The sequence below is a fragment of the Klebsiella sp. C360 genome (assembly GCF_048822415.1).
Taxonomy (GTDB): domain Bacteria; phylum Pseudomonadota; class Gammaproteobacteria; order Enterobacterales; family Enterobacteriaceae; genus Klebsiella; species Klebsiella quasipneumoniae.
In genome coordinates, this window is sequence record NZ_JBMEZZ010000003.1 from 365477 (window position 1) to 386968 (window position 21492).

Genomic DNA, 21492 nt, shown 5'->3' on the forward strand with positions numbered 1-21492 from the left:
ATGATAAAGGGAGGTTGCAGCAAGGAAAGGGTGACAATGAAAAAGTATCAACAGCTGGCGCAGCAGCTGACCGACCAGATCGCGCTTGGCGTCTGGTTGCCGGGCGATCGGCTCCCCTCGCTGCGCGAGCAGGTGGTCAGCAGCGGCATGAGCTTTATGACCGTCAGCCATGCCTATCAGCTACTGGAAAGCCAGGGGCGCATCGTCGCCCGACCGCAGTCGGGATATTACGTCGCTCCGCAGCCGGTGAAGCTTCGTCAGCCGGCGCCGCCTGCTCAGGTGACCCGCGATGAAGCGGTCGATATCAATACTTACATCTTTGAGGTGCTCCAGGCCAGCCGCCAGGCGTCAATGCTGCCCTTTGCCTCGGCCTTCCCGGACCCGCGTCTCTTCCCACTCCAGCAGCTTAACCGCTCGCTGGCGCAGGTGAGTAAAACCGCCACCGCCATGAGCGTGATTGAGAACCTGCCGCCGGGCAACGCGGAGCTACGGCACGCCATTGCCCGGCGCTATGCCCTGCAGGGGATGAACGTCTCGCCCGACGAGATCGTCATTACCGCCGGAGCGCTGGAGGCGCTAAACCTCAGCCTGCAGGCGGTGACCGAGCCCGGTGACTGGGTGGTAGTGGAGAATCCCTGTTTCTACGGAGCCCTGCAGGCGCTGGAGAGGCTGCGTCTGAAGGCGCTGTCGGTGGCCACCGACGTCAAAGAGGGCATTGACCTGACGGCGCTGGAGGCGGCCCTGCAAAACTATCCGGTCAAGGCCTGCTGGCTGATGACCAACGGCCAGAACCCGCTCGGCTTCACCCTCAGCGCCGAAAAAAAAGCAGCGCTGGTGGCGCTGCTGGCGCGCTATGACGTGATGCTGATTGAAGATGATGTTTACAGCGAGCTCTACTTTGGCCGCGAGAAGCCGTTGCCGGCGAAGTTCTGGGATCAACAGGATATGACGCTGCACTGCAGTTCGTTTTCAAAATGTCTGGTGCCCGGCTTTCGCATCGGCTGGGTGGCGGCCGGGAAACAGGCGCGGCGGATCCAGCAGCTGCAGCTGATGAGTACGCTCTCCACCAGCTCGCCGATGCAGTTAGCCCTGGTGGATTACCTGTCGACCAAACGCTATGACGCCCATCTGCGCCGTCTCCGTCGCCAGCTGGCGGAACGTAAACAGCAGGCCTGGCAGGCGCTGCTGCGCCATCTGCCGCCGGAGGTCACTATCCATCACAGCGACAGCGGCTATTTTCTGTGGATCGAACTACCGGAAGGGGCCGACGCCAGCGTGCTGAGCGCCAGGGCGCTGGCGTCGCACATCAGCATCGCCCCGGGAAAAATGTTCTCCACCACCGCCAGCTGGACCTCGTTTTTCCGCTTTAATACCGCCTGGGGCTGGGGAGAACGCGAAGAGCAGGGGGTGAAGCGCCTGGGCGAGCTAATTCGTGAGCAGCTTTCCTGATCGCTTTGGCTATTTTTCGCCGCGATAAACAATCGCTAAAAATAAACGAAGATGGATTTTTATCGAGGCCGGTCATTATTTTACCGGCGCTCACCATAGGAAATACGCATACCCCTCCTTTTTCTCTAACTCGTTGTCTATAATCCATAAAGTCAGTCTTGTGTTGGCGATTTTTGCGTAATGCGTCCCGGGTCACAACCTGAATAAATTCCCCCGAGGGCGTTAATCCGCTGACTACCCTTATTTCAGGAGATATTTTTACGGCACGGCTGCCGCTAATTCCCTTGTGACAGGAGTAACACCTGATGAGCAAAAAATTGGCCCGTTGCAGCCTTTATGTGCTGGGGATGGCCTGCCTGACCGTCCAGGCGGCTGAGCCACTCACCTCGCTGGATAAACCGGAAGGGCGGCTGGATATTATTGCCTGGCCGGGGTATATCGAACGCGGTCAGACCGACAAGCAGTACGACTGGGTCAGCCAGTTTGAAAAGGAGACCGGCTGTCAGGTTAATGTGAAAACTGCCGCCACCTCTGACGAAATGGTTAGCCTGATGGCCAAGGGCGGCTACGATCTGGTGACTGCCTCGGGCGATGCTTCGCTGCGTCTGATCATGGGCAAACGCGTTCAACCGATTAACACAGCGCTGATTGCCGGGTGGCACACTCTCGACCCGCGCATTGCGCAAGGGGCATGGTTTAACGTCGGGGGCAAAGTTTACGGCACGCCGTATCAGTGGGGACCGAATCTGCTGATGTACAACACCCGCGTATTCCCGACGCCGCCGGACAGCTGGAGCGTGGTCTTCGTGAAGCAGGATCTTCCGGATGGCAAAACCAATCAGGGGCGGGTGCAGGCCTATGATGGCCCGATCTATATCGCCGACGCTGCGCTGTTTGTCAAAGCCACCCAACCGCAGCTGGGGATCGAAGATCCCTATCAACTGACCGAAACCCAGTACAACGCGGTGCTGAAGATGCTGCGTGACCAGCAACCGCTGATCCACCGCTACTGGCATGACGCCACCGTGCAGATGAACGACTTCAAAAACGAAGGGGTGGCCGCCTCCAGCTCGTGGCCCTATCAGGCCAACGGCCTGAAGGCGGAAGGCCAGCCTGTCGCTACCGTATTTCCGAAGGAGGGGGTGACCGGCTGGGCGGATACCACCATGCTGCACAGCGAGGCGAAGCACCCGGTCTGCGCTTATAAATGGATGAACTGGTCGCTCACGCCGAAGGTGCAGGGCGATGTAGCGGCCTGGTTCGGCTCGCTGCCGGTGGTGCCTGAGGGCTGTAAAGCCAGCGCGCTGCTCGGAGAGAAGGGCTGTGAGACCAACGGCTATGACCAGTTTGCCCGCATCCACTTCTGGAAAACGCCGGTTGCCGAGGGGGGGAAATACGTTCCCTACAGCCGCTGGACGCAGGACTACATTGCGATAATGGGCGGCCGCTAAGGATCGGAGGCAAACAATGACGTACGCGGTCGAGTTTCAGAATGTATCGCGCCTGTATGGCGATGTGCGGGCGGTGGACGGGGTCAGCATTGGTATCCGCGACGGCGAGTTTTTCTCCATGCTGGGACCTTCGGGCTCGGGGAAAACTACCTGCCTGCGGCTGATTGCCGGTTTTGAGCAGCTCTCCGGCGGCACCATCCGGATCTTCGGTCAGCCGGCCAGCGAGCTGCCGCCCTGGCAGCGGGACGTCAATACCGTGTTCCAGGACTATGCGCTGTTTCCCCATATGTCGATCCTCGACAATGTCGCTTACGGCCTGATGGTCAAAGGCGTGGCGAAGAAAGCGCGCCATGCCCGCGCCCAGGAGGCGCTGGAGAAGGTGGCCCTCGGTTTTGCGCACCATCGCAAGCCCTCCCAGCTCTCAGGCGGTCAGCGGCAGCGGGTCGCCATCGCCCGGGCGCTGGTGAACCAGCCGCGGGTGCTGCTGCTCGACGAGCCGCTGGGCGCCCTGGATTTAAAGCTGCGCGAGCAGATGCAGGTGGAGCTGAAAAAGCTGCAGCAGTCGCTGGGGATCACCTTCATCTTCGTCACCCACGACCAGAGCGAAGCGCTGTCGATGTCCGATCGCGTGGCGGTGTTTAACAACGGGCGCATTGAGCAGGTGGATGCCCCGCAGGATCTTTATCTGCATCCGAAGACCGCCTTTGTCGCCGGTTTTGTCGGCACCGCCAACGTTTTTGAGGCCGAGGCGGCCCGGCGGCTATGCGGCCTGGCGGGCTGCTGGTCGCTGCGCCCGGAACATGTTCGCCTGCAGGGCGGCGGCGAAGTGCAGGTGCAGGGTGTGGTGCAGGCGGTACAGTATCAGGGGGCGGCAACGCGGATCGAGCTCCGGCTGGCGGATGGCGACAAGCTGCTGGTCAGCCAGGCCAATATCGACGGCGCGGCGGCGGCGAGCGTTCCGCGAACCGGGCAAACGGTGCAGGCGTCATGGTCGCGCGCGGCGATGACCCCGCTGGAAAGCGGAGGCTGAGATGACCATGGCGATTGTTCCTGCTCAGGCCGGACGCGTATCGGGGATCTTCTGGCGCCGGCCGGCGCTGGGCCTGTTTTTGCTGCTGCTTGGGCCGTTGATGTGGTTTGGCATCGTCTATCTGGGATCGCTGCTGACCCTGCTGTGGCAGAGTATCTATACTTTTGACGACTTCACCATGTCGGTGACCAGCGACTTCACGCTGGCCAATCTGCAGGCGCTGTTCAACCCTGCCAACTACGACATTATCGTTCGCACCCTGGTCATGGCGCTGTGCGTGACGCTGGCCAGTGCCCTGCTGGCGCTGCCGATGGCCTGGTATATGGCGCGCTACACCAGCGGCAAAATGAAGGCCTTCTTTTATATCGCGGTCATGTTGCCGATGTGGGCCAGCTATATCGTCAAAGCCTACGCGTGGGTGCTGCTCTTAGCCAAAGATGGCGTGGCGCAGTGGTTTCTCGGCCATCTCGGGCTGGAAGGGGCGCTGAACGCTCTGCTGACCGTCCCGGCTGTGGGCGGCAACACCTTATCCACCTCCGGACTCGGACGCTTCCTGGTCTTCGTCTACATCTGGCTGCCTTTTATGATCCTGCCGGTGCAGGCGGCGCTGGAGCGTATCCCGGGCTCTTTGCTGCAGGCCTCGGCCGATCTTGGCGCCGCCCCGCGGCAGACCTTCCGCTACGTGGTCCTGCCGCTGGCTATTCCCGGGATTGCCGCCGGGTCTATCTTCACCTTTTCGCTGACGCTGGGCGATTTTATCGTGCCGCAGCTGGTCGGCCCGCCGGGGTACTTTATCGGCAATATGGTTTACTCGCAGCAGGGGGCGATCGGCAATATGCCGATGGCGGCGGCGTTTACCCTCGTGCCGATCGTGCTGATTGCCCTTTATCTGGCGTTTGTGAAACGTCTGGGAGCCTTCGATGCACTCTGAACGCGCACCCTGGTATCTGAAACTGGCGACATGGGGCGGGGTGGTCTTTCTCCACTTTCCGCTGCTGATCATCGCCATCTATGCTTTTAATACGGAAGATGCCGCCTTCAGTTTTCCGCCGCAGGGGCTGACGCTGCGCTGGTTCAGCGAGGCGGCAAGGCGCAGCGATATTCTGGAGGCAGTGACGTTGTCACTTAAAATTGCCGCCCTGTCGACGGCCATCGCCTTAGTGCTTGGCACGCTTGCTGCAGGAGCCCTGTGGCGGAGCACCTTTTTTGGTAAGAACGCGGTGTCGCTACTGCTGCTGCTGCCCATCGCCCTGCCGGGGATTATTACCGGCCTGGCGCTCCTGACCGCCTTTAAAGCGGTCGGCCTTGAGCCTGGTCTGCTGACCATCGTGGTGGGGCACGCGACCTTCTGCGTGGTGGTGGTGTTTAACAACGTCATCGCCCGCTTCCGCCGGACCTCCTGGAGCCTGGTGGAGGCCTCGATGGATTTGGGGGCGACCGGCTGGCAGACCTTTCGCTACGTGGTGCTGCCCAATCTGGGATCGGCGCTGCTGGCGGGCGGGATGCTGGCATTCGCCCTGTCATTTGATGAAATCATCGTCACGACTTTTACCGCGGGGCATGAGCGAACTTTGCCGCTGTGGTTACTGAATCAGCTGGGGCGGCCGCGAGATGTGCCCGTTACCAACGTTGTCGCGCTGTTGGTGATGCTGGTAACAACGATACCAATCTTAGGGGCCTGGTGGCTCACCCGCGACGGCGATAACGTCGCCGGAAACGGGAAATAAAACCATGAAACAGGATAATGCTATGCAACACAACCTCTTGATAAACGGTAAGTTAGTGGCAGGTGAAGGCGAGAAGGTGCCGGTATACAACCCTGCGACCGGCGATGTGATCCTGGAGATTGCCGAAGCGACAGCGGCCCAGGTGGATGCCGCCGTTGAGGCGGCGGATCGGGCGTTCGACGCCTGGAGCCAGACGACGCCGAAAACGCGCGCGGAATGTCTGCTGAAGCTGGCGGATGCCATCGCGGCGCAGGCGGAGACCCTGGCGCAGCTGGAGTCGCTGAACTGCGGCAAGCCGCTGCACTGCGTGCTTAACGATGAGATGCCGGCCATTGCGGACGTTTTCCGCTTCTTCGCCGGCGCCGCCCGCTGCCTGCCGGGAATGGCGGCCGGAGAGTATCTGGAAGGGCATACCTCGATGATCCGTCGCGACCCTGTGGGCGTGGTGGCCTCCATCGCGCCGTGGAACTATCCCCTGATGATGGCGGCCTGGAAGCTGGGCCCGGCGCTGGCGGCCGGCAACTGCGTGGTGATAAAACCCTCCGAGATCACCCCGCTGACGGCGCTGAAGCTGGCAGAGCTGGCAAAAGATATTTTCCCGGAAGGGGTGGTCAACGTACTGTTCGGCCGCGGCAAAACGGTGGGCGATCCGCTGACCGCCCACGCGAAGGTGCGAATGGTTTCCCTGACCGGGTCGATTGCCACCGGCGCGCATATCATCGGCCATACCGCCTCGTCGATTAAACGTACCCATATGGAGCTGGGCGGTAAGGCGCCGGTCATCGTCTTTGACGACGCGGATATCGATGCGGTGGTGGATGGCGTTCGGACCTTCGGGTTTTACAACGCCGGCCAGGACTGTACGGCCGCCTGCCGGATCTACGCCCAACAGGGTATTTATGAGCAGCTGGTGGAGAAGCTCGGGGCGGCGGTGGCCAGCCTGAAAATGGGGGCGCCGGAGGATGCCGCCACCGAGCTGGGACCGCTGAGCTCGCTGGCCCATCTTGAGCGCGTTAGCGCCGCGGTGGAAGCCGCCAAGGCGCTACCGCATATTAAAGTGGTGACCGGCGGCAATCGGGCGGACGGCGCGGGCTATTATTTCCAGCCGACGCTGCTCGCCGGTGCCCGGCAGGAAGACGCCATCGTGCAGCGCGAAGTGTTTGGCCCGGTGGTCAGCGTGACGCCTTTCAGCGATGAAGCGCAGGTCCTGAGCTGGGCAAATGACTCCCAGTATGGTCTGGCCTCTTCGGTGTGGACGAAAGATGTTGGCCGCGCCCACCTGCTCAGCGCCAGGCTGCAGTACGGCTGCACCTGGGTCAATACCCACTTTATGCTGGTGAGTGAAATGCCGCATGGCGGCCAGAAGCTGTCGGGCTATGGGAAAGACATGTCGATGTACGGCCTTGAGGATTACACCGTGGTCCGCCATGTGATGGTTAAACATGGCTAACGGATGGACCCATAAGCGGCAACGAATGATTACGCAATGGGTGTGTTAGTTCGCTAATAGTCACGATGGCAAAAATGGTTAAAACTCGCGGCGGGGAATGTGAGATTATTCTGATACCCCTTCAAGAGCTAAGCCATCGTGAGTGCCGGAGATAAGCGCCGGATGGGGTTCGCCAGTCACCCTGGGCGCGTCGCGCCCGGCGGGTGAGGCGGCAACGTCGCGGTTTGCGACCCAATACCGGCCCCTGCCTGATGGCAGGGGCTTTTTTTATGTCCGCACTAAGCCAGGAAGAGCAGTATGCCAGCGATGCTGGCGCAGGAAGGAAATCGCGTTAACCGTGTTCAGCGCTTGGTTTTTTTGCTCGGCAAGCTGGCGCTGCGACGGTCCCGTATATAGGAAATAAGATTATACACCGCCGCGACCAGCAGGATCAGCGCGATGACCAGGGTGATGATTCCGGACATATCCACCTCGAAATATAAAAGCGCACAGCGCTAAAAACATTACCAATAGTTATGAATGTAAGTATTCTCTGAAGAGAAGGCAAATGATATTTGTTGTCATTTAGCGCTATTGGGGGCCCTCGCCAGCGAGGCCTGACATGAAAAGGTTAAGTTACAACGGCTTGTAGCCGCCTTTTATCTTATTAAGATCCAGCGCCTGCGCGGTATATCGCATTTTCGGCCAACGCGCGATAATCTTTTGGTTTGCGATTGGCGAAATATTATCTTTATCAGACGAATCAGATTGCGCTGAACAGAAACTATTTCACGACGATAATAAGGCTTTTATATTTACGGTTAACGGGTAATATTTATTCGCAATATTTAATAACCGGCGCGTCAATCCGCCATACGCGCCAGCGCGGTGGCGCACGCTTCCGGGTTTGACTTTCCGCCGCCGCTCATGCGATCATTTCACGCATATTCGGTTTTAACGTTGATGTCGCTGTGAAAATTTTTGCTTTTATTCTGCTGGCTGTCGGCACCGTGGCGCTGAGCTATGGTAACGCGCCAGCAAAACGTATTCAGGGCTGTGAGAGCGCGGGAGTGGGGCAGGCCGTTTGCGCCGCCGCCGAATGGGATAGTGAGAAAGTGAATGTTTTGCCTCATTATAACCCTGAGCTAAACAAGGTTATTTTCGCAGGCCACTCAGCCCGTATTGTTTATGACCCTAATATAGGCGCGAGCCTCCGCACGTAAAAAAGCAGCCCAGAGGGCTGCTTTTTTAGGTTTCGTTGCTGAGTAAAATGATTAAAACCAGCCAAATCTCACCGACAGCAGGCTGATAAGCGCGAACGCGGCGCAGACATTAATCATAACGACGGTCTTGCTGGAGACATCCATAACGCCACCTTAATGAGTAAGTCCCTAAAGGTATAGTACGGCGGGCGCGGTTGCGCTATCGGATTAAGACGAATCGGGCTTTGTTCTGAATATTCAGCCCAATTCTGAATTTGTTATACAGGTATCTCTGAATCACGACGTCATGGCAGATAATTATCCCACCATGGAACGCTCCTCAGGGAAGGAAAACGAAGAATGACGTTATATCAAAAAATGTTGGTGTTTTACGCCATTATGGGCGTGATCTGCGCCGTAATTAGCTGGTTTTTAACCAAAGAGAGCCGGGTGATCCGCCTGCTGGCGGCCCTGTTGATCGGCGCCACCTGGCCGTTCAGCTTCCCGATGGCGCTCCTCGTCTCGCTGTTTTAACGCTCCGGCGGCGGACGACAGAAAAGGGTGGCGGCAAGGATAAGGTTACTGTATAAAAACACAGTAACCTTATCATGGAGGCAAACAGGTGAACGGTTTCTTTTCGTCCGTCGCAGGCGCCACATTGCGCTGGCTCGATCTTCCGGGAGAGGGGCTTCCGCTGGTGTTTATCCACGGCCTCGGCTGCGCGTCATCTTACGACTACCCCCGCGTCGCCAGCGCCCCCGCGCTCAACGGGCGGCGCAAAATACTTATCGATCTACCGGGCTTCGGCTACAGCGATAAACCGCACGACTTTAGTTACAACATACATAGCCAGGCACAAGCGGTGGAGCAAGTCCTCGACCACCTGCGCCTGCAGCGCTTCGCGCTGTACGGGCATAGCATGGGGGGAAGCATCGCCATCGAAGCGGCAGGGTTGCTGGCGGAGCGGGTGACCACGCTGCTGGTTTCTGAACCCAACCTGGTCGCCGGAGGCGGCGAGTACAGCCGGCGCATAGCGGCGCAGTCAGAGGCGGCCTTTATCGCCGAAGGTTACGCCAGGATGCTGGCGGAAGAGCGCTCGCCGTGGGCCGGCTGTTTGCAAAACAGCGCCCCCTGGGCCGTCTGGCGAGCCGCCAGCAGCCTGATACACGGCAGCGACACCCCCTGGTTTACTCAGCTCTGCCAGCTGCGCTGTCAGAAGATGCTGATCGTCGGCGAGCAGTCGCTCCCTTATGCGGATATCGAACAGGTAGAGGCGCAAGGGATCCCGGTCGGGATTGTGCCCCACGCGGGGCACTCGATGGCGTGGGAAAACCCGGAAGGGCTGGCGCAGCTTATCGCCAGCCACGGCTAAGGGGGGGACGGCGTCAGAATGGCAGTTCGCGAGGCTGGGTCTGGAGCGTTATCCAGCGCAGTTCGGTAAATTCCGCAATCCCGGCCCGGCCGCCGAACCGGCCATAGCCGGAGGCTTTGCAGCCGCCAAACGGCATTTGCGCTTCATCATGAACGGTTGGGCCATTGATATGGCAAATGCCGGTTTGCAGACGTTGCGCCAGGTTCCACGCTCTGGCGCTGTCGCGGCTGTAGACCGCAGCGGAAAGGCCATAGTCGCTGTCGTTGGCTACCGCCAGCGCCTCTTCGTCGTTATTAACGCGAATAATCGCTTTTACCGGGCCGAAGGACTCTTCCTTCCACAGCCGCATCTCGCGGGTGACGCCGTCCAGCAAGGTAGGCGCCATGTGGGTATCGCTGGCTTTGCCGCCGGTCAGCAGGCGGGCGCCTTTGGCTAAGGCATCGTCGATTAACGCGTTGCAGCGGGTGACGGTGTTCATGTCGACCACCGGGCCGGTCAGGCTGGCGGGGAGAGAAGCGGCGCGCCTGGTCAGCAGAGGGATAAAGCGCTCCGCCACGGCGTTGTCGACAATAATGCGCTCGGTGGACATGCAGATCTGTCCGGCGTTGGCGAAGGCGCCAAAAATGGCGCCCGCCGCCGCCTGCTCAATGTCGGCATCGTCGAGGACCAGCAGCGGCGCTTTGCCACCGAGCTCCAGCACCGCCGGTTTCAGATACTGCCCGCAGGTGCGGGCGATAATCCGCCCCACCGGCGTGGAGCCGGTAAAGTTAACGCGCCGCACCGCCGGATGGGCGATCAGCGACTCCACCAGCGCCGGTGCGTCTTGAGGCGCGCAGGTGAGATAGTTCACCACGCCCGGCGGGAAGCCCGCCGCGTCGAGGGCGTCGATAATCAATCCTTGTGTAGCCGGGGAGAGCTCAGCGCCCTTGAGGATCACCGTGTTGCCGCAGGCCAGCGGCGTCGCCAGCGCCCGGGTGGCAAGGATCAGCGGCGCGTTCCACGGCGCCATGCCCAGCACCACGCCGGCACCCTGGCGGACCCCCATCGCCAGATTGCCCGGCACGTTGGATGGAATGATCTGCCCTTCGATCTGGGTGGTCAGCGCCGCTGCTTCGCGCAGGATATCGGCCGCCAGATGGACGTTAAATCCCGCCCAGTGGGCGGTGGCGCCGGTCTCCGCCGCCATGGCGGCGATAAATTTAGCTTCCCGCAGCAGCATATGTTCCGCCGCGTCGAGCAGTAAGCGTCGCCGTTCCGCCGGGGATGTATCGCGCCACTGCGGGAAGGCGCTGGCCGCGGCCTCGACGCAGCGTTTACCGTCGGCGAGGCTGGCGGCAGCGGCAACCGAGGCGATGTCGTCGTGGGCAGGGTGGCGCCGGGTAAAGGTCCGACGGTCTTCGGCATCGTGCCACTGGCCGGCAATGTACAGATTGCAGGTGATTGTCATGGAGGTAACCTCTTATTCTGCGGTTCCTCCAGTGTACCGGTCGCGGCTGGCGGCGAGCGTGAGCGGGGCGGTTATCGCACATTTTTTTGCCGGAATTGTGCGTAGCTCACAACATCCCAACCGTACCTGGCGCAAAAAGCAGCGCGACGCCGTTTAAACCAGCAAATTCAGCGCGATTGGCATAAGGTGATAGCCATTGATTATTTGCCGGGGGCCAGGGGCTGTGCTGTTATTACGGTTCTTATAATCAATAATCAGGACTTATAACCATGTCTACAGGGAAAACCACGCTGGCGCTGCTGCTGAGCGCGCTGCTGCCGGCCAGCGCCGCATGGGCCGCGGGCAATGACACGCTGGTCTATTGCTCAGAGGCCTCCCCGGAGTCCTTCAACCCGCAGATCGCCAGCTCCGGCCCGTCGTTCGTCGCCAGCTCGCAGGTGCTGTATAACCGCCTGGTCACCTTTGACCCGGTGAAGAACACGCCGATCCCGTCGCTGGCCACCGAGTGGCACGTCTCTGAAGATGGCAAAACCTGGACCTTCACGCTGCGTCAGGGAGTGAAGTTCAACAGCAATAAATTCTTCAAACCGACCCGCGATTTTAACGCCGACGACGTCCTGTTTTCGGTACTGCGCCAGATGGATCCTCAGCATCCTTATCACAAGGTGTCGCAGGGGAACTATGAGTACTTCCACGACGTGGGCCTCGATAAGCTGATTAAGTCGGTGAAAAAGGTCGATGACTATCACGTCCAGTTTGTGCTCAATCAGCCGAACGCGGCGTTTCTTGCCGACTGGGGAATGGACTTCGCCTCTATTCTGTCGGCGGAATATGGCGAGGCGATGCTGAAGAAAGGAACGCCAGAAAACGTCGATAACTGGCCTGTCGGCACCGGACCCTATGCTCTGCAGCAGTATAAAGTGGATTCGCAAATCCGCTATATCGCCAATCCCCACTACTGGGAAGGCGAGGTGCCGACGAAGCACCTGATCTTCTCCATCACGCCGAACGTCGAGACCCGACTGGCTAAACTGCAGACTAACGAGTGCCAGATTATTCCGGCGCCTTCGCCGGTACAGTTCCCGGTGATCAAGGGCAATAACGATCTGACGCTGCACGCCGTCGAGGCGCTGAACGTCGGCTATCTGGCATTCAACACCGAGAAAAAACCGTTTGATAATGTGCTGGTGCGCCAGGCGTTAAACTACGCCACCGACAAACAGGCCATCGTCAGGGCGGTGTTCCTCGATTCCGGTACGGTGGCGAAGTCGCCGATCCCGTCCACCATGCTCGGGTATAAAAAAGACCTCCCGGACTACGACTACGATCCGCAGAAAGCGAAGGCGCTGCTCAAACAGGCGGGTCTGGAGCAAGGGGCGGAAGTGACCCTGTGGTCGATGCCGGTTCAGCGGCCCTACAACCCGAACTCAAAACGCATTGCTGAAATGATCCAAAACGACTGGGCGAAAGTCGGGGTGAAAGCGAAGATCGTCAGCTATGAGTGGGGCGAATACCTGGCCGGCATGCGTAAAGGCGAACACGACAGCGCGCTGTACGGCTGGATGTCAGACAATGGCGACCCGGACAACTTTGCCGGCACGCTGCTCAGCTGTGATAATATCCAGACCGGCTCTAATGCCGCCCGCTGGTGCGATAAGTCGTATGACGCGCTGGTGAAGAAAGCTCTGCTGGTGAGCGATCCGCAGGCGCGCGCCAAACTCTACGAACAGGCGCAAGAGATCTTTTACCAGCAGGCGCCGTGGATCACCCTGGCGACCGGCAAGACCTTCTATGCCACCCGCAGCAACGTCAGCGGCTACACTGTGAGCATGATGGGGAGCGATTTTTCCAAAGCGAAGCTGAATTAAGTGAAAGGAGAACAGAATGGCACATCTGGATGAGGTCATCGTTAAAGTCGATGACATCCTTGCCGAGGGCGTTATCGCGCATATGAATGAGCTGCTGATCGCCCTGAGCGATGACGCGCAGCTCAGTCGTGAGGAACGCTATACTCAGCAGCAGCGCCTGCGCACCGCCATCGCTCACCATGGGCGACAGCATCAGGAAGAGCAGGACGCGCGCCGCGAGCAGTTGACCAAAGGCGGCGCTATCCTCTGAACAGTCGCTCAGAACTGGCGTCTGGCCACCAGCCAGGCGCCCACCACCAGCATCACCGCGCCGCATAATGGCCCGATCAGCGCCCGCAGCGGTACGCCGTGGGCGCGAATTAAATCCATGATCAACCCGCCGACCAGCTGGCTGGCCACCAGTACCGCGATGGTGGTGGCTGCGCCCACGGTCTGATAGCCGCTGATGCTGGCGAAGACGAAAAAGGATCCCAGCATGCCGGGGATCAGCGTCCACCACTTCACGTTCAGGGCCAGCTCATGAAAGCCGGCGACGCCCTGGCGCAGCAGCAACAAGGTCACGAAAATAACAATACCTACCAGCGAATTGAGCAGCATGGCGATGAGGATCGTCGACACCGACTGGGTGATGCGCACCATCAGGGTGTTCTGCACCACCAGGCCTACGCCGGCGGCCACCAGAAAGGCGAGGGTAAGCGACCCATTCATGCCTGGCCGTCCGGGTCCTGGCGCGCATCAAGCTGCAGCTGCATAAAGGTCAGATCCAGCCAGCGACCAAATTTGGTTCCCACCTGCGGCATCTGCCCGGTGGTGATAAAGCCCAGCGTTTCATGCAGGTGCAGCGAGGCGTGGTTCTGCGACTCGATCCCGGCGACCATCACATGTTTATTCAGCCGACGCGCTTCGGCGATCAAGGCGACCAGAAGTTTGCGGCCCAGGCCTTTCCCCTGGTGCTCGGGGTGAACGTACACCGAATGCTCCACGGTGTGGCGAAAGCCGTCAAACGCGCGCCAGTCGCCAAAGGAGGAATAACCGGTGATGACGCCGTTTTCCTCACTCACCAGCACCGGAAAGCCTGCCAGCTGGCGGGCTTCAAACCATGCGATGCGGTTGTCGGTATCCACGGTTTTGTCATTCCAGATAGCGGCGGTATGCACGACGGCGTGGTTATAGATCTCGGCGATCGCCGCGCAGTCGTCTTTAATGGCAGGGCGGATGGACATAGCAAACCTCAGTTTTTTGTACACTATAGTAGTACGATATTATTACAATAATGAACGCTACGCTGTCATCCGTTTTCAGCAAATTTTTTCCTGATGGGCCAGGGGTTACGCGGCTCGACGGGCGGTTGTGTAATGCCTGCGCGCACACTATAGTGTTACGTTATGAATACTATAGAAGACAACCTCAATCAGCGTATCAGCGCGCGCATCCGCATCGAGCGCGAATCCCGTGGCTGGTCGCTGAACGACCTGGCCGAACGGGCGGGCGCCTCGCGGGCGATGATCCATAAAATCGAGCGCGGCGAAAGCAGCCCGACGGCGTCGATGCTGGGCCGCCTTTCCGGCGCCTTCGGCATCAGTATGTCGACCCTGATCGCCAGGGCGGAAATGCAGGAAGGCAAGCTGCTGCGTTTTGCCAGCCAGCCGGTATGGCACGACCCGCAAAGCCACTATCTCCGCCGCCACGTTTCGCCGCGCAGCGATCTGCCCATTGACCTGGTGCAGATCGAGCTGCCGCCCGGCAGCGATGTGCCGATGCCGGCTTCGTCCTATGCGCTGGCCCGCCAGCTGATCTGGCTGCAGCGGGGCGAGCTGGTGCTCCTGGAAGGGAATACCCGCCACGAGATGCAGACCGGGGACTGTCTGGAGCTCGGCCCACCGAACGACTGCCGCTTTATCAATGAATCCGCAGAGACCTGCGTCTATCTGGTGGTGCGCCTTAATCAATCGCCATCCGGCTCTTAATGATAAAGCGCATTGCGCATAAAGCAGCTAGCCTCAGTACTGTCTGCTAACAAGAGGAGTTTGCTATGTCAGAACAACCGCAACGCCATCGCCGCTGGGTACTGGCTTCCCGTCCCCATGGTGAACCGACGGCAGAGCATTTCCGCCTGGAAGAGTGCGAGGTGCCGACGCCGGGGCCGGGTCAGGTTCTGCTGCGTACCGTTTACTTATCGCTGGATCCCTATATGCGCGGGCGGATGAGCGACGCGCCGTCCTATTCACCGCCGGTGGCCATCGGCGCGGTGATGGTGGGCGGGACCGTGAGTCGCGTCGTGACCTCGCAGCATGATGATTTTCAACCCGGCGACTGGGTGCTGGGCTACAGCGGCTGGCAGGATTATGAGCTTTCCGACGGCAGCGGGCTGGTGAAGCTGGGGGACAACCCGCAGCATCCGTCCTGGTCGCTGGGGGTGCTGGGGATGCCGGGCTTCACTGCCTACATGGGATTACTGGACATTGGCCAGCCGAAGCCGGGTGACACGCTGGTGGTCGCTGCGGCCACCGGGCCGGTGGGCGCTACGGTCGGACAGATCGGCAAAATTAAGGGCTGCCGTACCGTCGGCGTCGCCGGCGGCGCGGAGAAATGTCGCTATGCGGTTGACACCTTAGGCTTTGACGTCTGCCTTGACCATCGCGCGGCGGACTTTGCCGAACAGCTGGCCCAGGCCTGCCCGCAGGGCATTGACGTTTACTACGAAAACGTCGGCGGCAAGGTTTTTGACGCGGTGCTGCCGCTGCTCAACACCGCGGCGCGGGTTCCGGTCTGCGGGCTGGTGAGCGGCTATAACGCCACCGGTCTGCCGGACGGGCCGGACCGTCTGCCGCTGCTGATGGCGACCATCCTCAAGAAACGCATTCGGATGCAGGGCTTTATTATCGGCCAGGATTATGGGCATCGGATCGCGGAATTCCAGCAGCAGATGGGGCGCTGGGTGCAGGAGGGTAAAATTAAATATCGCGAACAGCTGATCGACGGTCTGGAGCAGGCGCCGCAGGCGCTGATCGGCCTGTTGAAAGGTGAAAACTTTGGTAAGGTGGTGATCCGCGTGTCGGCGGATGACTAATACGCCGGGTATAGCCTGAACGCGCCTCTCTCCCGGCCGGGAAGAGAGGCGCTGCATCAATATCAGGCGTAAAAGGCTAACCGCTGGGCGAGCAGATCGACAAAGGCTTCGCGGTCCACATCCAGCATCAGGGTGGTATTGGGCGGATTGCCGGTCAGATGGTAGTAATCGACCACCGTCATCCCCTGGGTATATTTGCCTTCCGTTTCCACGCCGACCCAGCGCTCGATAGTGGTAAAGAGCTCCGGCTTGAGGAGCCAGGCGATGGTGCAGGGGTCGTGGAGCGGCGCGCCGTCGAAGCCCCACTTTTCGTCCTTGTGGTAGGCCATAAAGAAGTCGAGCAGTTCGGCGACGATGGTCGATACCGGATTGCCAATCTGGCGGAATCGCTCAATATCCGCAGGAAGGATCTGCGCCCGGTGGGTGACATCCAGGCCCGCCATCACCACCGGGATCCCCGACTGAAAGACCATCTCCGCCGCCTGGGGATCGACGTAGATATTAAACTCCGCCGCCGGCTGCCAGTTGCCCAGCCCCATAGCGCCCCCCATGATCACGATGCGGGCGATCTTCGCGTGCAGCTCCGGATGGCTGGCGAGCAGCAACGCCACGTTCGTCTGCGGCCCGGTGGCCACCAGCGTCACCGGCTCCTGACTTTCGCGCAGCACCCTGGCCATCAGCTCGACGGCGGTGCAGTTTTGCGGCGCAAAGGCCGGCTCCGGCAGGTTCGGGCCATCCAGTCCGCTTTCCCCGTGCACGTTATCGGCAATGATCAGATCGCGCATTAACGGCTTCCACGCGCCGCCGGCGACCGGAATATCCGCGCGGTTCAGCAGGGTCAGCATACGCAGCACGTTGCGCAGGGTCTTCTCCGGGGTCTGGTTGCCTGCGGAGGCGGTGACGGCTTTCACCTCCAGCTCCGGCGAGGCGAGGGCGAGGACCAGGGCGATCGCGTCATCATGTCCCGGATCGCAATCAATCATTATCGGCAGTGCCATAGCAGCTCCTTGTTGGCGTTGTTCTGTGACCAGACTAACGCTGAGGCGCGAGGCAGACGAGAAAGTGTGCAGAATAGTGTGATGGCTAGCACGGTTGCAGGGGCAATCGCGCGGTGAGTCGCGGCGGTCCTGCATCATCATGCCTCGCCTTGCGATGGCGCAAGCTAGCGTCCGGCGCGGCGCGATAGAATAAAAATCGCTAATCCTTACGGATATTAATGGTTTGCTTTTCGGCGAGCGGATTCTTATCCTTAAGAAAACTCAAGAGGTTATGACGATGAAAGATGTAGTAGATAAATGCAGCACCAAAGGCTGCGCCATTGATGTCGGGACAATTATTGATAACGAGGACTGCGTCTACCGGGCTGAGAAATTATTCCCGAGCCGCGAGGAAGCGGAGTCAACCGTAGCCGCCGTTCGCGAGCGTGCCGCTGCGGCGGCACCGGCCAGTGAACCACCGCAGGTTGACTACACGCTCGCCGCCGCCGGCGACGAGGTGAAACTCGATCTGTCCATCGCCTTCTCCTGCCAGGCGGAAAAGATCATTTTCGAATTGTCCCTGAGAAACCTGCTTTAATCAGCGCCCCGGGCGCCAGCGCCTGAGGGTAACGCCTTCGCCCGCTGGTCCGCGGGCGAAGCCGGGCGTTACTCGAAGCGCCAGGCGAGGTTCAGCCCGATACCGTAGTTGCGTCCCGGCGCGGGCTCGTAGTAGCGTCCGTTGGACTCGTTAACGATGACGGACCCGACGTATTCGCGGTCGAACAGGTTGTCGACCCGGCCGAACAGATCCATATCCATCCTGCCATAGCTCCACTTATAGCCGGTCGTCAGGCCGACCACCGTCCAGGAAGGGGCTTTGGCGGTGTTTTCGTCGTTCGCCATGATGTCGCTCATGTAGCGAATATCGCTCCCGGCGTACCAGCCCTGCTCCGGCTGATAGCCGAAGGAGGCGTAACCCATATTGCGCGCGATCCCCGGAATACGGTTGCCGTTGCAGCTGGCGTCGCCGCAGACGTTGGTGCGATAGGTCGCGTCAAGCCAGGTCCAGGCCGCCTTCAGGCGCCAGCTCTCGCCAAACTGCTGATCCAGTCCCAGCTCCATCCCCTGACGACGGGTCTTGCCGGCGTTTTTATAGCTGGTGCGTCCGCCGCTGCTGCTGTCGACAACGATCTCATTATCGGTATCGGTCTGGAACAGGGAGGCGGTGAGCAACCCATTGCCGATCCGCGTCTTGCTGCCGATCTCCACCGTGTCGTTGGTGGAGGGCTTCAGGCCGAAATTGAGACCGCTCTGGTTATCGGCGCGATATGACAGCTCGTTAATGGTCGGCGTCTCGAAGCCGCGGCCAGCGGAGAGGTAAACGTTCCAGGCGTCGGTCAGGGCATACTTCAGCGAGCCTGCGGGCAGCCATTTGTGATAGCTGGCATCGCCGCTGTCGTCGCCATTGCCTGGGGTGATGTAGTAATCATTCGAGTCGAACCATACCGAGCTGTAGCGCACCCCGGCATCGAGCGAAAGTTTGTCGGTGAGCTGCCACTGGGTTTGCAGGTAAGGGTCGACGTTCCACATCAGGTTACGTTCGTTACGGCGTAGCGCGCCCTGTTCGCCATACTGCGGCGCGCCGTTGACCATCACAAAGTTTTCATAGCCCTTGCGGCGCTCGCTCATGTTCTCGTAGTCAAGACCGGCGGTCAGGGTGACCGGCACCAGCAGCTCGCCGCGATGGGTCAGCCGGGTATCGATCCCCTGGTAGTGGCGGGTGAGGTCGATCACCCCGCCGGCATGGCTCGGCTTCAGCTGCGGCGCGCGCGGGATCGACTGGTACTGGGTGGTTTCGCGTTCCCCGGCGTACATCATGACGCTGAGATCGTCCTGGTCGCTCAGCTGGCGCTCGTAGCGCAGGCCAGCCTGGTTCTGCCGGGTATCCTTGCGGGTATTATACTGGTCGCCGCGCGGCGACTGGCGCGGGTTATCGCGCCATTCATCGGCGGTTAAGCCGCCGGCGTCATTGGCTTTGATATCAACGCTGTTCAGCAGCAGCGTCAGCTTACTGACGTCGTTGATGCGCACCCCCAGCCGGGCGTTGGCCAGATTTTTGCGCGCGCCGCTGTGATCGCGATAGCCATGGGTGGTGAAGCGGTTAGTCGACACCGTGTAATCCACATCGCCTGCGTGGCTGCCGTCGCCAACGGCGCCGGTGGCTTTCATCCCGTAGTGCCAGGTGCCGAAGCTGCCATAGTAACTGCTGGCTTCCACGGTGGGCGGCTGGGTGCCGGTCTGGCTGGTGACATTGATCACCCCGCCGGACGAGTTACCGTAGAGGGCAGAGAAGGGGCCGCGCAGCACCTCGAGGGTGTCGACGCTACCGATATCGATATTGGAGGTCTGCCCCTGGCCGTCGGGCATGGTCGCCGGGATGCCGTCCACATAGATGCGCAGCCCGCGCACGCCGTAGGTAGAGCGGGAGCCAAAGCCGCGAATCGACAGCTGCAGATCCTGGGCATAGTTTTGTCGGTTCTGCACCTGCAGGCCCGGCACGGCGCCCAGCGATTCAGAGAGGTTGACGCGCGGCGCGGCCTGGCGCATCTCATCGCCATTGACCACGCTGACGGCGGCGGGGGTATCCAGTTCAGAAACAGTGGTTGGCGCAGCGGTCACCACCATGGTTTGTTCATCGGCGGCCTGGGCGGCGGCGATGAGCGGCAGCAGCAGGGCCGGCAGGGCCGCGTGTCGCACGGATAGGATTTTCATCGATAGTACTCGGGAGACGAACCAAATGGAACATATGTATATATGTTACCCCGTTTGTAAAATATTTGAAAATTATTAACTGCCGTTGGTTAACGGATAGTGCTCCAGGCTGACGAATTTACCGGGCAACAACAATTAGCGCTCCACTTTGAGATGATTAATGATTACTATTCTCATTCAAAATAAGGCAGAGCCATGACTTTGCCGCCGGAAGCGATGTCGGGTCAGCACATACAGGTTCATCAAAGGGAGTCGTCATGTCATTACGTCAGTTTGCCGCGCCGCGTCTGCGCCATTCACTGTTATTCACTTCTCTGCTGCTGGCAGGCAGCTTTAGCGCCCACGCCGCGGAAGAGATGCTGCGCAAGGCCGTCGGGAAAGGGGCCTACGAAATGGCCTACAGCCAGCAGGAGAACGCGCTGTGGGTCGCCACTTCGCAAAGTCGTTCGCTGGACAAAGGGGGGATTGTTTATCGTCTTGACCCCACCACCCTCGACGTGACGCAGATTATTCACAACGATCTGAAGCCGTTTGGCGCCGCTATCAACCATGCCACCGGTACGCTGTGGTTTGGTAATACCGTCGACAGCACCGTCACCGCCATTGACGCCAAAACCGGCGCTGTGAAGGGGCGACTGGTGCTGGACGAGCGTCAGCGCAGTGAAACCGTGCGCCCGCTGCAGCCGCGCGAGCTGGCGGTCAATGAGCAGACCAACACTATCTACATTACCGGTCTGGGCAAAGAGAGCGTGATTTGGGTGGTGGATGGCGCTACCCTGAAGCTGAAAACGACGATTACCGGCACCGGGGCGATGGCCACCGGCCTGGCGATCGATCCGCAGGCGAAACGCCTTTATACCACCAATGCCGACGGCGAACTGCTGACCATCGACAGCGAGAGCAACACCATTGTGTCGCGCAAAAAATTGCTGGATGACGGCAAGGCGCATTTCTACCTTAACCTGAGCCTCGATACCGCCGGCCACCGCGCCTTTATTACCGACAGCAAGCAGCCGGAAGTGCTGGTGGTCGATACCCGCGACGGCAAAGTGCTGGAGAAAATCACCGCGCCGGAATCGCTGGCGGTGCTGTTTAACCCCACCCGCAATGAAGCCTATGTGACGCACCGTAAGGCGGGGGAAGTGAGCGTTATCGACGGCAAGAGCTATAAGGTGGTGAAGACCTTTAAAACGCCGACCCATCCCAACAGCCTGGCGCTCTCTGATGACGGCAAAACGCTGTACGTCAGCGTGAAACAAGCATCCAGCCGTGAGAAAGAGGCCACGGCGCCGGACGATGTGATCCGCATCGCCCTGTAAGGTCCCGGGCGCGACGACCATTGCTACCGGTGGTTGCGCCCGGCATCTCACCCTCTGTTACAAACGCGTATTGGCCTGATAAACCTGAAGGTTATACACTTATCGCTTTCCCGCCTCGCGCGGGCAGTGGTAATCAGTGGAGATAAAATGAAAAAACCATTCATGGTGATTTGCGCCGGCGCGATGCTGGCGCTGCTGGCAGGCTGTTCGTCCAACTACGTTATGACCACCAAAAGCGGTCAGACGATCGTCACCCACGGCAAGCCGCAGCTGGATAAAGAAACGGGGATGACCAGCTATATCGATGAGTCTGGTAATAAGCGGGAAATTAACAGCAGCGACGTGTCGCAGCTGGTTGAGGATAACTAAGTCCTGACCT

General features: G+C 59.9%; 23 protein-coding genes. 16 read left to right on the forward strand and 7 right to left on the reverse strand.

The genetic code is table 11. The annotated features are described in order from the left end of the window. The first annotated feature begins 36 nt into the window (after positions 1–36). From ACOI7D_RS10715 to patD, 6 genes are all read left to right on the forward strand, one after another. Complete coding sequence (locus ACOI7D_RS10715; protein ID WP_087824041.1) at positions 37–1449, forward strand: PLP-dependent aminotransferase family protein; 1413 nt, start codon at positions 37–39, stop codon at positions 1447–1449. 305 nt (positions 1450–1754) lie between these two features. Next, complete coding sequence (gene ydcS, locus ACOI7D_RS10720; RefSeq protein WP_050533406.1) at positions 1755–2900, forward strand: putative ABC transporter substrate-binding protein YdcS; 1146 nt, start codon at positions 1755–1757, stop codon at positions 2898–2900. Between the two features lie 16 nt (positions 2901–2916). Further along, positions 2917–3930 (forward strand): ABC transporter ATP-binding protein, encoded by a 1014-nt coding sequence (locus ACOI7D_RS10725; protein WP_004202778.1) that lies wholly within the window; start codon positions 2917–2919, stop codon positions 3928–3930. 1 nt (position 3931) lies between these two features. Continuing rightward, positions 3932–4861 (forward strand): ABC transporter permease, encoded by a 930-nt coding sequence (locus ACOI7D_RS10730; RefSeq protein ID WP_004202776.1) that lies wholly within the window; start codon positions 3932–3934, stop codon positions 4859–4861. Next, positions 4851–5657 carry an ABC transporter permease gene (locus ACOI7D_RS10735; RefSeq protein ID WP_050533408.1) on the forward strand — a complete coding sequence of 269 codons (807 nt, stop codon included), beginning with the start codon at positions 4851–4853 and terminating at the stop codon, positions 5655–5657. Before ACOI7D_RS10730 ends, ACOI7D_RS10735 begins: the two co-directional genes overlap by 11 nt. A 22-nt stretch (positions 5658–5679) precedes the next feature. Beyond that, positions 5680–7107, forward strand: coding sequence for an aminobutyraldehyde dehydrogenase (patD, locus tag ACOI7D_RS10740; protein ID WP_109547266.1), 1428 nt, complete (start codon positions 5680–5682; stop codon positions 7105–7107). Between the two features lie 341 nt (positions 7108–7448). Here the strand turns inward: patD and ACOI7D_RS10745 are convergent, their stop codons facing one another. After that, the gene (locus ACOI7D_RS10745; protein ID WP_004175940.1) at positions 7449–7571 is read right to left on the reverse strand and encodes a small membrane protein; all 123 of its coding nucleotides are present in this window, start codon (positions 7569–7571) and stop codon (positions 7449–7451) included. A gap of 486 nt (positions 7572–8057) precedes the next feature. Here ACOI7D_RS10745 and ACOI7D_RS10750 point away from each other — a divergent pair, with 486 nt between their 5' ends. After that, positions 8058–8309 carry a hypothetical protein gene (locus ACOI7D_RS10750; protein WP_060589487.1) on the forward strand — a complete coding sequence of 84 codons (252 nt, stop codon included), beginning with the start codon at positions 8058–8060 and terminating at the stop codon, positions 8307–8309. A gap of 51 nt (positions 8310–8360) precedes the next feature. Here the strand turns inward: ACOI7D_RS10750 and yncL are convergent, their stop codons facing one another. After that, a complete protein-coding gene (gene yncL, locus ACOI7D_RS10755) occupies positions 8361–8453 on the reverse strand; it encodes a stress response membrane protein YncL (RefSeq protein WP_002906891.1) in 93 nt (30 codons plus the stop codon). A gap of 195 nt (positions 8454–8648) precedes the next feature. Here yncL and ACOI7D_RS10760 point away from each other — a divergent pair, with 195 nt between their 5' ends. Further along, the gene (locus tag ACOI7D_RS10760; protein WP_008804686.1) at positions 8649–8822 is read left to right on the forward strand and encodes a GhoT/OrtT family toxin; all 174 of its coding nucleotides are present in this window, start codon (positions 8649–8651) and stop codon (positions 8820–8822) included. An 88-nt stretch (positions 8823–8910) separates the two neighbouring features. Then, on the forward strand, positions 8911–9660 hold the full coding sequence (locus ACOI7D_RS10765) for an alpha/beta fold hydrolase (protein ID WP_109547267.1): 750 nt from the start codon (positions 8911–8913) through the stop codon (positions 9658–9660). Positions 9661–9673: 13 nt separating this feature from the next. Here the strand turns inward: ACOI7D_RS10765 and ACOI7D_RS10770 are convergent, their stop codons facing one another. Further along, the gene (locus ACOI7D_RS10770) at positions 9674–11107 is read right to left on the reverse strand and encodes an aldehyde dehydrogenase (RefSeq protein WP_109547268.1); all 1434 of its coding nucleotides are present in this window, start codon (positions 11105–11107) and stop codon (positions 9674–9676) included. A 269-nt stretch (positions 11108–11376) separates the two neighbouring features. Between ACOI7D_RS10770 and ACOI7D_RS10775 the strand changes: the two genes are divergently transcribed. Both ACOI7D_RS10775 and ACOI7D_RS10780 read left to right on the forward strand, forming a co-directional pair. Then, positions 11377–12975 carry an ABC transporter substrate-binding protein gene (locus ACOI7D_RS10775; RefSeq protein WP_023289890.1) on the forward strand — a complete coding sequence of 533 codons (1599 nt, stop codon included), beginning with the start codon at positions 11377–11379 and terminating at the stop codon, positions 12973–12975. A gap of 16 nt (positions 12976–12991) precedes the next feature. Beyond that, a complete protein-coding gene (locus ACOI7D_RS10780; protein ID WP_023289889.1) occupies positions 12992–13225 on the forward strand; it encodes a YdcY family protein in 234 nt (77 codons plus the stop codon). A gap of 8 nt (positions 13226–13233) precedes the next feature. On the opposite strand, the gene ACOI7D_RS10785 is transcribed toward ACOI7D_RS10780, so the two are convergent. Both ACOI7D_RS10785 and ACOI7D_RS10790 read right to left on the reverse strand, forming a co-directional pair. Then, complete coding sequence (locus ACOI7D_RS10785; protein ID WP_023289888.1) at positions 13234–13683, reverse strand: DMT family transporter; 450 nt, start codon at positions 13681–13683, stop codon at positions 13234–13236. Beyond that, complete coding sequence (locus ACOI7D_RS10790; RefSeq protein ID WP_023289887.1) at positions 13680–14198, reverse strand: GNAT family N-acetyltransferase; 519 nt, start codon at positions 14196–14198, stop codon at positions 13680–13682. The genes ACOI7D_RS10785 and ACOI7D_RS10790 overlap by 4 nt, the downstream gene beginning before the upstream one ends. Positions 14199–14360: 162 nt before the next feature. Between ACOI7D_RS10790 and ACOI7D_RS10795 the strand changes: the two genes are divergently transcribed. Next, on the forward strand, positions 14361–14942 hold the full coding sequence (locus ACOI7D_RS10795; protein WP_109547269.1) for a helix-turn-helix domain-containing protein: 582 nt from the start codon (positions 14361–14363) through the stop codon (positions 14940–14942). A 65-nt stretch (positions 14943–15007) separates the two neighbouring features. Then, positions 15008–16045: an NADP-dependent oxidoreductase gene (locus tag ACOI7D_RS10800; RefSeq protein ID WP_109547270.1), complete on the forward strand. Its 1038-nt coding sequence runs from the start codon at positions 15008–15010 to the stop codon at positions 16043–16045. Positions 16046–16107: 62 nt separating this feature from the next. On the opposite strand, the gene rihA is transcribed toward ACOI7D_RS10800, so the two are convergent. After that, on the reverse strand, positions 16108–17043 hold the full coding sequence (rihA, locus tag ACOI7D_RS10805) for a pyrimidine-specific ribonucleoside hydrolase RihA (RefSeq protein ID WP_023289884.1): 936 nt from the start codon (positions 17041–17043) through the stop codon (positions 16108–16110). Between the two features lie 277 nt (positions 17044–17320). On the opposite strand from rihA, the gene ACOI7D_RS10810 reads away from it, so the two are divergent. Then, positions 17321–17620 (forward strand): DUF406 domain-containing protein, encoded by a 300-nt coding sequence (locus ACOI7D_RS10810; protein WP_020481014.1) that lies wholly within the window; start codon positions 17321–17323, stop codon positions 17618–17620. A gap of 68 nt (positions 17621–17688) precedes the next feature. Here ACOI7D_RS10810 and pqqU read toward each other — a convergent pair whose 3' ends face one another. After that, complete coding sequence (pqqU, locus tag ACOI7D_RS10815) at positions 17689–19794, reverse strand: TonB-dependent receptor PqqU (protein ID WP_162543116.1); 2106 nt, start codon at positions 19792–19794, stop codon at positions 17689–17691. Between the two features lie 257 nt (positions 19795–20051). Here pqqU and ACOI7D_RS10820 point away from each other — a divergent pair, with 257 nt between their 5' ends. Together ACOI7D_RS10820 and ACOI7D_RS10825 are read left to right on the forward strand one after the other, a co-directional pair. Continuing rightward, positions 20052–21113 carry a YncE family protein gene (locus ACOI7D_RS10820; protein ID WP_032453078.1) on the forward strand — a complete coding sequence of 354 codons (1062 nt, stop codon included), beginning with the start codon at positions 20052–20054 and terminating at the stop codon, positions 21111–21113. A 147-nt stretch (positions 21114–21260) separates the two neighbouring features. Continuing rightward, positions 21261–21482, forward strand: coding sequence for a YgdI/YgdR family lipoprotein (locus tag ACOI7D_RS10825; protein ID WP_002906779.1), 222 nt, complete (start codon positions 21261–21263; stop codon positions 21480–21482). Positions 21483–21492: the final 10 nt, after the last annotated feature.